Source organism: Paenibacillus sp. FSL K6-1558, assembly GCF_038002565.1.
Lineage (GTDB): Bacteria > Bacillota > Bacilli > Paenibacillales > Paenibacillaceae > Paenibacillus > Paenibacillus polysaccharolyticus.
Map to the genome: position 1 here is coordinate 1,302,879 of NZ_JBBOCV010000001.1, position 12,581 is coordinate 1,315,459.

Annotated in this window: 13 protein-coding genes and 1 riboswitch; all 13 genes read right to left on the bottom strand. The window is 46.2% G+C overall.

Annotated features, from left to right (window positions below):
• Window positions 1-220: 220 nt before the first annotated feature.
• The 13 genes from MHI38_RS05480 to MHI38_RS05540 all read right to left on the bottom strand — a co-directional run bounded on the left by MHI38_RS05480 (window position 221) and on the right by MHI38_RS05540 (window position 12,529).
• Window positions 221-1,039: a S1 family peptidase gene (locus MHI38_RS05480; protein ID WP_154888515.1), complete on the bottom strand. Its 819-nt coding sequence runs from the start codon at window positions 1,037-1,039 to the stop codon at window positions 221-223.
• Between the two features lie 63 nt (window positions 1,040-1,102).
• Window positions 1,103-1,636, bottom strand: coding sequence for a spore maturation protein (locus MHI38_RS05485; RefSeq protein ID WP_090922318.1), 534 nt, complete (start codon window positions 1,634-1,636; stop codon window positions 1,103-1,105).
• 6 nt (window positions 1,637-1,642) lie between these two features.
• Window positions 1,643-2,269 (bottom strand): nucleoside recognition domain-containing protein, encoded by a 627-nt coding sequence (locus tag MHI38_RS05490; RefSeq protein WP_090922320.1) that lies wholly within the window; start codon window positions 2,267-2,269, stop codon window positions 1,643-1,645.
• 61 nt (window positions 2,270-2,330) lie between these two features.
• Window positions 2,331-3,518 carry a serine hydrolase gene (locus MHI38_RS05495; RefSeq protein WP_154888513.1) on the bottom strand — a complete coding sequence of 396 codons (1,188 nt, stop codon included), beginning with the start codon at window positions 3,516-3,518 and terminating at the stop codon, window positions 2,331-2,333.
• A 138-nt stretch (window positions 3,519-3,656) separates the two neighbouring features.
• Complete coding sequence (gene ytfJ, locus MHI38_RS05500; RefSeq protein ID WP_090922394.1) at window positions 3,657-4,130, bottom strand: GerW family sporulation protein; 474 nt, start codon at window positions 4,128-4,130, stop codon at window positions 3,657-3,659.
• A gap of 231 nt (window positions 4,131-4,361) precedes the next feature.
• On the bottom strand, window positions 4,362-5,279 hold the full coding sequence (locus MHI38_RS05505) for a DUF2953 domain-containing protein (protein WP_154888511.1): 918 nt from the start codon (window positions 5,277-5,279) through the stop codon (window positions 4,362-4,364).
• A gap of 51 nt (window positions 5,280-5,330) precedes the next feature.
• The gene (scpB, locus tag MHI38_RS05510) at window positions 5,331-6,023 is read right to left on the bottom strand and encodes an SMC-Scp complex subunit ScpB (RefSeq protein ID WP_154957637.1); all 693 of its coding nucleotides are present in this window, start codon (window positions 6,021-6,023) and stop codon (window positions 5,331-5,333) included.
• Complete coding sequence (locus tag MHI38_RS05515) at window positions 5,992-6,792, bottom strand: segregation and condensation protein A (RefSeq protein WP_090922401.1); 801 nt, start codon at window positions 6,790-6,792, stop codon at window positions 5,992-5,994. Before MHI38_RS05515 ends, scpB begins: the two co-directional genes overlap by 32 nt.
• A 103-nt stretch (window positions 6,793-6,895) precedes the next feature.
• Window positions 6,896-7,363, bottom strand: a complete 468-nt coding sequence (ribH, locus tag MHI38_RS05520) for a 6,7-dimethyl-8-ribityllumazine synthase (protein WP_090922403.1) — start codon at window positions 7,361-7,363, stop codon at window positions 6,896-6,898.
• Between the two features lie 102 nt (window positions 7,364-7,465).
• Window positions 7,466-8,707 (bottom strand): bifunctional 3,4-dihydroxy-2-butanone-4-phosphate synthase/GTP cyclohydrolase II, encoded by a 1,242-nt coding sequence (locus MHI38_RS05525; protein ID WP_154888507.1) that lies wholly within the window; start codon window positions 8,705-8,707, stop codon window positions 7,466-7,468.
• A 52-nt stretch (window positions 8,708-8,759) separates the two neighbouring features.
• Entirely contained in the window at window positions 8,760-9,428 is a 669-nt protein-coding gene (gene ribE, locus MHI38_RS05530) for a riboflavin synthase (protein ID WP_090922407.1), read from the bottom strand.
• A 12-nt stretch (window positions 9,429-9,440) separates the two neighbouring features.
• Window positions 9,441-10,544, bottom strand: coding sequence for a bifunctional diaminohydroxyphosphoribosylaminopyrimidine deaminase/5-amino-6-(5-phosphoribosylamino)uracil reductase RibD (gene ribD / locus MHI38_RS05535; RefSeq protein WP_090922409.1), 1,104 nt, complete (start codon window positions 10,542-10,544; stop codon window positions 9,441-9,443).
• A gap of 344 nt (window positions 10,545-10,888) precedes the next feature.
• A riboswitch (FMN riboswitch) is annotated at window positions 10,889-11,051 on the bottom strand.
• Between the two features lie 152 nt (window positions 11,052-11,203).
• A complete protein-coding gene (locus MHI38_RS05540; RefSeq protein WP_308723120.1) occupies window positions 11,204-12,529 on the bottom strand; it encodes a hypothetical protein in 1,326 nt (441 codons plus the stop codon).
• Window positions 12,530-12,581: the final 52 nt, after the last annotated feature.

The window sequence follows — 12,581 nt, forward strand, 5'->3', positions numbered from 1 at the left end:
TTGTCATGTCACCTCACACTAATGATACCCATCCAACCGGGAAATCACAAGGATTATCCAATGTTTTTGTGAACGTTCGAGCTTTATCGCTAATTTGTGCGTTGTAGAACAGATATTTTATAGTCTCGATATACAAAAAAAGCTTACCCTCGCCACGGCTGATTTCGTTCAGACCACGCAAAGGTAAACCCTTATCATCTATTTAATTCGTAGTTCATTTCTAATTCGCAACTTTGCCTGCCACCACAACCGGCTTTTTCGCTGGAACAGCTGCTTCTTTCACAAATGTCTGCAATGTCTTTGAAGAAATAAAATACGTCCGTCCACCATATACAAACGTCATCATGCCAATGACCTGTTTATTCTGATCAAGCACTGGTCCACCTGAATTGCCTTGAGCCATTGCTTTGACGATGCTTCCAATGCCTACTTTTCCCGGTACTTCACTCGCCAGAGCACTAAATACCCGACTCTTCGCTATCGTGTTGTATGTCGAAGGAAAATCATCATCTAATATGACAAGATCTCCCGATGGGTTTTTAGGAAATCCAATGGTATAAACAACCTGATTGTCCCTCGCATCAGCAAACTTCACCGGTTCAGCGTCAATCGGTTTGTCCAGCTTGAGTAAAGCCATATCCGTTACAGGATCAGTTTTAACAATTTTAGCTTTAACCGCCTGATTGAGCGCACCTGGGCTCGCAACCGTCAACGTCCCTTTATCTCCGCCAGACAGCTCAGCGAATTCCTGAACAACATGGTAATTGGTTAATACTTCATCTTTCGATATTAGAATCGAAGTTCCCACGTCATAATAAACCATATCCGGTTCATTTGCTTTAACCAAACGCACATTAACAACCGGAAAAGAATCGGCCGTAGTCGCCATTTGAGCACGTAATGATTTGTCAAAATAACCTGTAAAATGAATCGTCTGTTCAGCTTGAGCACCTGCTAACCCTGTCGAACCTGCAAGCATCGTTATAGCGAGCATACTTGTCAACCCGTAACGGAGCATTCGTTTCCAACTCTTTTGCATGTCTCACTCTCCTCCGTTATTATTCTAGCATAACTAGTATATCGGTAGGAAAGGAGTAATAGTTTAACCAAAAACGATCAAACAAATGGCAAGTGCAGCTATGAATCCAACGACATCCGAAAACAATCCAACCTTAAGCGCGTACCGTCCGTTCCGAATACCAACTGCTCCGAAATACACAGTTAGCACATATAACGTCGTATCCGTACTGCCTTGAATGGTAGAGGCCATCCGGCCAATCATGGAGTCAGGGCCATACGTTTTGATCAAATCCGTTGTAAATGCAAGCGAGCCTGTCCCTGTTAATGGTCGTAATATCCCTAGCGGAAGGACTTCTCCAGGCACACCCATCCACGAGACGAGAGGAGTGAAGAACTGAATCACAAAATCCAGTGCTCCCGAGGCACGAAAAACACTAATGGCAACCATCATTCCCACCAGATGTGGGATGATGCTGATTGCAGTCGAGAAGCCGTCCTTGGCCCCATCAACAAAGGATTCATAGACCGGGACCTTTTTGGTAAACGCATATAATGGAACAAACGCGATAATAACCGGAATGGCCCAGACAGATATCCAGTTAATGAAGGTTAACAAGGTAGCTCATCCTTTCATGCCGGGATTACCGCTCTTGGATATACGCGGCGATCTGCGGAGAGTTCTATTTCGATACCAGCGATCAGCCATAATGGCAGCAAGCGTAGCTATAATGGTAGCCATTAAAGTTGTGCCTACAATCTCCGTGGCGTTCGCAGAATGATAGTTCAACCTGATCGCTATCAGCGTTGTTGGAATAATCGTAATACTCGCGGTATTCAGCGCCAGCAGTGTACACATAGCAGGGGATGCAGTCTGCTTGTCAGGATTCAGTTCCTGCAATTGTTGCATCGCCTTAATTCCCATGGGCGTAGCCGCATTCCCTAGTCCAAGCAAATTTGCACTCATGTTGGATAAGATGTAACCCATAGCCGGGTGGTTTTTGGGTACATCGGGAAATAGAAATCCGACCACCGGGCCAAGAAGTTTTGCAATCCGTCCAAGAAGGCCGGCATCTTCGGCCATTTTCATCATTCCCATCCAGAATACGAGTACACTGATCAGACCGAAACATACCGTCACACCGGTTGCCGCACCATCAAATGCTGCCTGGGTGACCACTTCAATCTTCCCGTTCACTGCCGCAAAAACAAAGCCGATCAAGATCATCATTAACCAGATCAGATTGATCATTGGAATCATTCCTCCCAGTAACAGCAAGCACAAGAGCGATCTTTCTATCCTTAAATCAAAATCAAGGTGATAACAGTCGACTTAGCACTGCCTTCCAGGCGGAAACCCAAGTCGTGACCTCTCCTATTCCACCTATAGTAGCATCTGCGATGGGTGGCTCTGGCGGAATATAGCTACCTTTGTAATACACAGGTATCGAGCCGATTGGTTCGCCTTTCAACTGCATTTCAATTCGCCCGGCTAGTCCAAACGAAGGATCTGTTGATTGTTTATTCTCTGTCACAGCGTCCTGTGTACGTTTATCCAGCATAACCAATGTCTTGGTTATGTCTTCCTGTTCTCCTTTGGCGAGCGGGTATTTAAAACCACGCCCTGTTACGAGTTCCATGTTCTGAACAGGCTGTTCCTGTTTGGCAATCTCGATTAGTGGGAAATGTTCAAAGCCGAAATCCAGCATCTTCGCATGATCGTTCCAGTCATCGCCATCGTTAAGTGTCACCGCGGCCAGCTGTTGCCCGTCACGAGTCGCTGAGCTGACCAGGCATCTGAATGCCTTTTTGGTGTATCCAGTTTTCACCCCATCCGCACCTTCATACAAGCGAAGCATTTTGTTTTTGTTATGCCAGGAGTACTCCCAGCTTTCATTCGGATTGGGGGCGGATTTATTTTCTGTTGCCACGATGCGTTTGAATACCGGGTTATGGAGCGCGTAAGCCGTTAACCTCGCCAGATCGTTTGCGGTAGAGTAATGACCTTCGGCATCCAGACCATGTGGGTTCATAAAATGAGAACGAGTCAAACCGATCTGCTCTGCCTTTTTATTCATAAGCAAAACAAAACCTTCTTCCGAACCGCCGACATGCTCAGCAATTGCCGAAGCCGCATCATTACCTGAGCGAAGCATAAGACCGTATAACATATTTTCTAGTGTCATCTCCTCGCCCAGTTTAAGGTATAGCGAAGATCCTTCTTTGGCAAAAGAAGATGGTGTAACCTTGACCTTTGCATCTAACTTACCTTCTTCAATCGCAACGATGGCAGTCATGATTTTAGTCAAACTTGCGATGCGCGACTCTTTGTCCCCATCTTTACTATACAGAATTCGCCCTGATGTCACATCGATGAGCGCTGCACTTTGCGCATGAGTAGACGGTCCAGCAATGGTCGCCTGAACTGACGATGCACCCATAGTTGAAAGTAACAGTACAGGCAAGAGCGTACCTACAATAACCTTCATTAATTTTCGCATCCACATTCCTCCGGGTCGCTTGGAATCTTGTACTATCCTATGTCTGGACAACCCGGAGTATGTCCCGCACAGGAAAAAACAGCAAAAATCCCCCTTGCACCTTAAAGTGCCAGAGGGATTACGAATTAATCATATGACTCAGCTATACGTTGTATGATCCGTTGTCACCCGCACATCATGTTCTGTTGTGCCATGATTACGGTGGCGGAACATTTCCTGAATGCGATCGAGTACATAAGGTGTTGAATCAATCAATTTTTCAAACAAGTGCGTCGAATTGTCAAGCGGCACGATGTGCACACCTTGCTTGCCAACAACCAGAAAAGCGATTGGACGGATGGATACACCGCCACCACTACCACCGCCAAATGGGGAAGCAACCTTTGCGGAATGAGCATGTTCCGTTGTGCTCGATGCGTTGTTACCTTTTCCATCACTTACATTAAAATCACTTCCGCCTGCCGCGAAGCCAAATCCAACTTTACTAATCGGCAGAATAACCGTACCATCCGGTGTTTCTACAGGATCGCCAACGATTGTATTGACATCCACCATGCCCTTGATATTTTCCATTGCAGTTTCCATTAATCCTTGAATTGGATGATCTGACATGTGACTTCCCTCCAGTTTCAATAATAAACTATATCCGTTGAGCTTAAGCAGATTAACACAAACAAGTTGTGTCAATGATTAATCAACTTATATAGGTTTTTGATCTAACCATATCATCCCCAAACTTGCAGGACTTATGTAATCAATACAGGGAATCGTTATCGCATGTTCTCGTCGCAGAACCTTAACACCAATACAATGGATTCAATCTCAGGCTAGTTAAGTTCTGCTTTAACGAGCTTCCTTTTCCGCAATGTGCCTATGCTTCTTCTTTTGCTTTGATTTGCGGCGTTGCTCCCGAAGGAGTTTAATCCACATTCGCCAGCCACCCTCGACCTGCAGCACGCGGGTAAGCAGTCTCATTCCAGCAATTAAGATGGCCGTCATGCGGATTCGCAGTTTGAAATCCAGTTCTGTTCGAAATTCCATCTCGTCGGACCATACCGGAAGAACCTCAAGGTCAGGCACCGTTTTGAAACGCATTTGGTACGTTAAGAAGCCAACAATCATGGACTTAATACTCCATAACCAACCTGTTAGCATTGCTGTGTAAGCAGCATCACCTACACCAACCGCAGTAGACCAGAACAGATTCGTTATATATACTCGTCTGAGCGTCTGTCTGACCCATACTTTCAGAGCCTCTGTTGCTCGAAGCATCACCTTGACTTCTTTTACCCAGTTTTTTACTTTTCGTTTGTTCACCTGCTCGCTACCCAAAACTTCTCCTCGGGAATGGTTCATGGACTGTTCTGTTTTAAGCAAGAAGCCTTCTTTCATATTTCGGAAAACAATGCTCGGAATTTCGTAATTCATCCGCACGAAGCCATACAGCAGTCGAACATTGATATTTGCGTAGTCATCGCTCTTATGTTTGCGAAATATAACATGAACATGAACATTTGAGATGAGGACTGCGGCAATCAGCAGTGCGATGAACAAACCGATTCCTCCAAGCCAGATCCACACAGGCCTTACCTCCAAGCCCTCGATTCTTATCATGTCTAGTATGGCATTCCTTGCTGGAAAAAATTCACGAATGCCATGAAATTCCCCAATTTTTGCCGAAATCACCATCGAAATGCCCGATATCGTATACATCATTCCAGACAACTTCACCGCTGTTCTGGAGAAAATACAAAAAGACAACGTGGATCGATCTCCACATTGTCCTTATATGGCTTTAACTATTAGCATTTATTAGGAGGAGGAACCCGAAGAATCATCCTCTGGATCTACAGCGACATCTTCTTCCGGGAATGCTGCTTCCTCTTCAAAATCAAACACGCTTTGTACGTCAGTATCCGAGACATCCGGCTGATTCATGTCCAACTTGTTGAATAACAACTGCGTTTCTTCCTCCAAGTTTTCCGAATCTTCAAACAAACCCGGTTCGGGAAGATCTTTAATCGAAGCTAGTCCGAAATAATCAAGGAATGACTTCGTAGTTCCGTACAATATCGGTCGTCCAATCGCTTCCGCTCTCCCCACTTCAACAATGAGATCCTTGTTCACGAGTGTATGGATAGCACGCTCCGATTTTACACCACGAATCTCCTCAATCTCCACCCGTGTAATGGGCTGACGATAAGCTACAATGGCCAAAGTTTCAAGCGCCGCTTGGGATAACGATGTACGTGCAGGAGAGTAAGCAAGCTTCTCAAAATAGGCCGCATGTTCCGGCAATGTTCCGAGTTGCACGACACCTGCAATCTTCAGAATCTGCACACCTCGCCCTTGCCTTGCAAAATCGACGATCATGTCCTCAATGGCATCCGTAACCAGTTCTACCCGCTGGTCCACAATTTCAGCAATCTGTTTGACACTTAGACCTTCTTCTCCGGACAAAAACAAAAGGCCCTCAATAATCGACTTCAATTTCGGAAAATCCATGATTCGTTGTTTCCCCTCTCCACTCCATAACGATATCCTCAAACAACCGTTCCTGGTAACAAACAATCTGCTTCATCTTCATCAGCTCCAGCACTGCTAGAAACGTAACCACGATCTCATGGCGATATATCTGATCATCCATAAGCTTGGAAAATAACAACCGCCCCCCAGGACCTAAATGCTCCAAGGCACCAATAACTTCACGTATGCGATCCTTGACCGAAATTTCGTCCCTTTTGATCCGGGTGACCGTTGTACGCTTCTCAGCCTTTCGAAGTGCTTTCTGAAACGCCGCGATGAGATCAGAAGTATGCAGACCTTGCACCGGATTCGTTTGTTCCTCCATAGGCATATAAGGTCGCAAATCTTCGGGCTCTTTGGAAAAAATAAGACTGCGCTCCCATTCCCGTTCATGCAGATGCCGCGCTATTCCTTTATATTTGCGATATTCGATAAGGCGTGCAATCAGTTCGGCACGCGGATCATAATCCTCATCTTCCATATAATCATAATCCTCGAAATCCTCGATTACCGGCGGTTTGGGCAGTAAAAGTTTGCTCTTGATGGACAGCAGCGTAGCTGCCATCACCAGAAATTCACTTGTTATATCCAGTTCCAGCTCCTGCATGGAATGCAGATACGCCATGTACTGATCGGTAATATCGCTGATGGGAATATCCTGGATGTCGATCTCAGCCTTATCAATCAGATGCAACAACAGATCCAAAGGCCCTTCAAAAGTCTCCAGTTTGTATGTAACTACCGTCACTAGACGAATCCTCCCGCCAGAAAAATACAAAACCCTGCCAGCCGTCCGAAACCGGTATCCCGATTTCGTCTGCGCAAAGCAGGGCACTACTATTAAATAAGCACTATTTTAGCTGTTTCGTCAAGTTCGCCATTTCAATTGCAGCTGTAGCAGCATCCCAACCTTTATTGCCGGCCTTCGTTCCTGCACGCTCAATCGCCTGTTCAATGTTCTCCGTAGTAACCAATCCAAAGATGGTCGGCACCCCTGTTTTCAGATTAATTGCCGCTACCCCTTTAGCCATCTCGTTGCAGACATAATCATAATGTGTTGTTGACCCACGGATAACCGTTCCGAGTGTGATGACTGCATCGTATTTGCCGCTTTCGGCCATTTTCTGAGCGATAAGCGGGATTTCGAAAGCTCCCGGTACCCAAGCTACATCTACTTCATTATCTTGCACACCGTGACGTTTGAACGCATCCAGCGCCCCGCTAAGCAACTTGCTCGTAATAAATTCATTAAACCGTCCAACTACCACGCCATATTTTAAACCTTCCGATACCAAATGTCCTTCAAAATAGTTAGGCATTATCGTCATCTCCCTGTCGATATATAATGTTATAGGTGCTGCAATTGAACATGTGAAATCTCCAATATTTACATATCAGAAAATTATCGTGAGTAGCTGAAATCACTGTTCATTCTGCTCGATATCATCAAACTTGAGCATATGGCCCAATTTGGCTTGCTTGGTGTGAAGGTAAGCTGTATTATCTTCATTCTCCTGCATCTGAATCGGTACACGCTCTACCACTTCCAGACCATATCCTTCCAAGCCTTTAATTTTCCGTGGATTATTCGTTAATAATCGAATCTGACGAACGCCAAGATCCTTCAAAATTTGTGCACCAATCCCATAATCGCGCAGATCAGCAGCAAAACCAAGCTTCAGATTGGCATCCACTGTATCCAGACCTTCTTCTTGCAGCTTGTAAGCCTTGAGTTTGTTGATTAAACCGATCCCACGGCCTTCTTGTCTCATATAGAGCAGTACGCCATTACCTTCATCATGAATCTGCTTCAGCGCCGCATCAAACTGCGGGCCACAGTCACAACGGTGAGAGTGGAACACGTCGCCAGTCAAACATTCGGAGTGAACACGAACCAATACAGGTTTGGAACCGTCAATATCCCCTTTGACCAAGGCAACATGTTCTTTATTATCCACTGCATTCGTATACGCCACTGCCTGGAATTCGCCAAAGTCCGTCGGCATACGCACGGAAACTTCACGTTGCACCAGCTTCTCCTTCTCATTCCGGTAACGAATCATGTCTTGGATACTAATCAGTTTCAGATCATGCTTACGTGCAATCTCCTGCAGGTCAGGAAGTCTGGCCATCGTACCATCTTCCTTGATCACCTCACAGATGACACCTGCGGGGTAAGAGCCGCACATGATCGCCAGATCAACTGCCGCTTCCGTGTGTCCGGCACGACGCAACACACCGCCGTCTTTGGCAATGAGCGGAAACATGTGACCCGGCTTGCGAAAATCACTGCTTTTCGCATTCGGATCAATCAAACCTTTAACGGTAATGGAACGCTCATGCGCCGAGATTCCCGTCGTTGTATCTTTGTGATCCACAGAGACCGTAAAAGCTGTCCCATGGAAATCTGTATTCTGCTGAACCATCGGTTTCAAATTTAATTCATCTGCCCGCTGCTGCGTAATGGGAACACAGACGAGCCCTCGACCTTCGGTAATCATGAAATTGATGACCTCAGGGGTTGCTTTTTCAGCCAAAGCAATAAAATCCCCTTCATTTTCCCGATCTTCGTCATCGACCACAATTACGGGTTTACCCCGCATCAAATCATAAATAGCTGCCTCAATTGAGTCCAGAATGGATGGCTCGGATTGTTCTGACATCAGCTGCACCTCCTGTTTCCAGTTTTATGTTTTATCCCTGTCTTTCCTATGTTTATGCAAACCCGTGATTGGAGAGAAACTCTTCACTAAGACTGCTTGGCTTGCCTGTTCTCGTTTCCGCATGGCTCTTGCCGTATTGCAACAGATGATCTACATATTTCCCCAAAATATCACATTCAATGTTGACGGTATCTCCTGTCTTTTTGACATTCAAAACCGTTTCCCCAATCGTATGGGGAATAATCGAAACCGTGAAGGAACTTTGAGTCGTCTGTACCACTGTCAAGCTAATCCCATCCAAAGTGACCGAACCTTTTGGAATTAGAAATTTGAAAAGTTCATGGTCACCCGGTCTGATCTCAAAAACAACTGCATTCTGATCCCGAGTAATACTACCGATAACCCCAGTCCCATCCACATGTCCCTGCACGATATGACCGCCGAATCGTCCACCGGACAACATGGCCCGCTCCAGATTAACCTTACTGCCGGACTGAAGCTGATTGAGATTGGTGTGTCGATACGTTTCCGGCATGACGTCTGCGGTAAAACCTCCGCCTTCCAGCGTGGTCGCGGTAAGACAAACCCCGTTAACCGCAACACTGTCACCAATTTTTAGATCGTCCATAATGACAGAAGCAGCGATGTTCAGAACCAGGGCCTCACCTTTACGACCAATGCGCCGGATCTGACCGACTTCTTCCACCAAACCCGTAAACATGCTATCTTCCTCCTATTCTGGCCAAATCGGAATACCGCCAATGCTAATATTATCTCCAACTTGCTCAATTTCCAGCTGATGCAATTGGATTGCCTGACTCATGCGCTCTACGCCTTCAAAACGGAAACTTCCCGGAGTATCATATCCACCCACAATCTTGGGAGCGATAAACATCAGTAAACGATCTACGAGCCGTGCTTCCAGCATTGCACCATTTAGTGTACCGCCGCCTTCCAGCAGAATCGAGCCAATATCCCGCTCTCCCAGCTTGCTCAGCCCATGTAGCAAATCTACGCGTGGTCCAGGCCCACAGCGAATAATTTCAACACCGTAAGCCTCGAGTCGCTCAGCCGCTTCCTGGCTAGCCTCATCGGTTGTAAGCACCCAAGTTGGCGCAAGTCCATCCTTGACCATTTTGGAGCCTACAGGCAACCTCAGCTTGGAATCCACAACGATCCGTACCGGACTGATGCCTTCTACCTGCAAGCGGGTAGTCAGCTCCGGATTATCGGCGATTACCGTATCCACGCCAACCATAATGCCTTGATGACGATGACGAAGCGCATGCACGATCTCACGCGCCAGTTCGTTGGAGATCCATTTGCTGTCCCCGCTACGCGTAGCAATTTTTCCATCCAGCGTAGAAGCTGTTTTGAGGGTAACGAAAGGAAGACCTGTTGTAATAAACTTGATAAACTTTTCATTCATACGTCTTCCGCGTTCGCGCAAAACACCCACTTCAACTTCGATGCCTTGTTGACGCAACATACTAATGCCTGTACCAGAAACCTGCGGATTCGGATCTTCACAACAAACCACCACCCGTTTAACCTTCTCATGGATCAAACGTTCGCTACAGGGTGGCGTTTTGCCATAATGACTGCAAGGTTCAAGCGTTACGTAAACGGTACTACCCTCCGCGTCGCTTCCAGCCATATTCAGCGCATGCACCTCTGCATGGCCTGTGCCTCGTTTCAGATGGCTTCCTAGACCAACAACACGTCCTTCTTTAACAACGACACATCCCACGACAGGATTAATTCCAGTCTGTCCTTGTGCCCGTTCTGCCATATCCAGTGCTAACGCCATATAAAATTCATCATTGATCATTTCCATATCCGTTCACCCCACGGTTATAATCTCGAACTAAAAAATCCCCACCGAACAATCTGTTCAGGTAGGGATGATGGAAGACTACTGTCATCTGCAGGAGAGATGAAACACACCAATACCGACACTTCACCAAAACCAGTTAACAGGTAAGTGAAAATAAACACATACCTTATTGCATACCCATTCGAGCTATAGAATGATATACAAAAAAATCAGGTGAAGAGTTTCTATATACGGTATTATGTACCAGAAAACTCATTATAAACAAGCCTTCCACACATATCATCCAAACGAGCTGAATGCTATGCGACATCACTCCTGCGGAGTGCAACCACACCGGCTTACACCCACTCCTTCTCCCATCCAGACTATACTGTCGGTTCTGGAATTACACCAGATCAGCCATCTGCTATAAGCAGACAGGTCACGGACTTTGCCATATCGGTGGAAAATAAATCCCCAACACGCATCACCGCCGGTAGGGAATTACACCCTGCCCTGAAGGATCGCTTTCGTTATTAATTGGATGTTAGCACTTTAATGTCAAAAAATCAATTCATTTTTGTTTCTTTTTGTCACATACTAACTTTTAATAAGCATTTATATTACAAAATCCGCATCTCATACTAGACACGGACTTCATCAATATTGGAAAATAAATTCTAAAGGTCTGGAAAACACCAGCTTGCCATGTGCCTCAAATCCTTTGCAGCATGGAACGGAACACTCTCAGGTTTGGGCTGGGAAGCATTAGGAGCTGGCATATCGCGGGCTACTCTTCTAACCCAACTGGTCGAGTCGATTCCAATGGCCGAACACTGCCAGCGCTCATCCGGCCTTGGACGAACGGTCAGAATAAGGTCTTCTTTTCCCGGCATATCGGGGAACACGCCATCCAGATATTCAACAATGGTACGTTTGTCCTTCACTTCATGACAATATACAGTAACCCAAGAACCACTAAGTACTTTCACTGCATATACGTCTCCAGGCTGCACTTCACCTGTACCGGCATCCGGAGATTTTTTCGGCACCTTCGCCTTGGTACCTACACCTCGTCTGCTTTCAAATGCACCAATAACGGTCTCACTCGCCAGTGGATTCGGTTCAGGCTTGTTCTCAAGCGATACATCACTGCAATCGAATTCACCAAAGATCAGGTTCAAATTGTGCTCGTTGATTCCTACAGATGAATCCCACCATGCCAAGGGAGCTTGTACCTCAACGCGGGTATTAGGTCTCTTGTCGCGTTCTGCATATGAGGTGAAGGCTGTAATCATTCCTGGCTGTTCTGGCGTGTCCAGAATGCCGATCAGCGCCAGCGTTTCAAGCAGTTCGCGGTAAACATATACTTTTTTCGTAGGCAGGAGTTGTTCTTTTTTGAGCGCATCCGCTGCCTTGCTGTACCGAGTCTTGGGCGGCAAATTGCGCAATACCGTTAACACCGCGCGTAACGTCCAGCGATCATACTCATTAGGAACAGGAGGCTCCTGCGAAGCAGCCATCTCTCTCAGAGCGAGTACATGTCCAAAGATATCTCCATCAAGCGGTGTACCGTTGGTCATTCGCCAGTACCACTGAAGCGAAGTATCTACTCCGTCATTCACATCCAAACCACAGATCTGGCACTTACGACTGGAAGGATATGGACTATATTCATGGTCAGGTATGCTGGTTGCAATCAGTTTTCCTGTAAGAAGTGAACGCCAGATCATTGGTGCTGACCATAGAGAAGCCACAAAAGCCTGAGCAGCCTCCTGAAGTATCCAACGCTCAGCCAATGTTCTCAGTTCTCGGATCGTATCCTCATGCTGCGGTCTTTCAAAGTGATTAGGCTCATGTCCAGTAGCCTCTAGTGCCTGTAATTGTTCCGCCGATACGTCCTCTGGTACATTGTGTCTTGAAGCACGTAACTCCTCGTCCCAAATCGTGCTCTCACTATAAATATGTTGAAGTAATTTCAGTTGCTGTACAACATCTAAAGTCAAAGTAACAACATCCTTTCACAGTAGTTCTGAAAACATGCAAACTCAGTATAGT

Coding starts and splice junctions, on each gene's coding strand:
- ytfJ (WP_090922394.1), bottom strand. CDS start 4,130: ATGTCAGATCATCCAATTCAAGGATTAATGGAAACTGCAATGGAAAAT.
- MHI38_RS05480 (WP_154888515.1), bottom strand. CDS start 1,039: ATGCAAAAGAGTTGGAAACGAATGCTCCGTTACGGGTTGACAAGTATG.
- scpB (WP_154957637.1), bottom strand. CDS start 6,023: ATGGATTTTCCGAAATTGAAGTCGATTATTGAGGGCCTTTTGTTTTTG.
- MHI38_RS05495 (WP_154888513.1), bottom strand. CDS start 3,518: ATGCGAAAATTAATGAAGGTTATTGTAGGTACGCTCTTGCCTGTACTG.
- ribE (WP_090922407.1), bottom strand. CDS start 9,428: ATGTTTACGGGTTTGGTGGAAGAAGTCGGTCAGATCCGGCGCATTGGT.
- ribH (WP_090922403.1), bottom strand. CDS start 7,363: ATGCCTAACTATTTTGAAGGACATTTGGTATCGGAAGGTTTAAAATAT.
- ribD (WP_090922409.1), bottom strand. CDS start 10,544: ATGGAAATGATCAATGATGAATTTTATATGGCGTTAGCACTGGATATG.
- MHI38_RS05490 (WP_090922320.1), bottom strand. CDS start 2,269: ATGATCAATCTGATCTGGTTAATGATGATCTTGATCGGCTTTGTTTTT.
- MHI38_RS05525 (WP_154888507.1), bottom strand. CDS start 8,707: ATGTCAGAACAATCCGAGCCATCCATTCTGGACTCAATTGAGGCAGCT.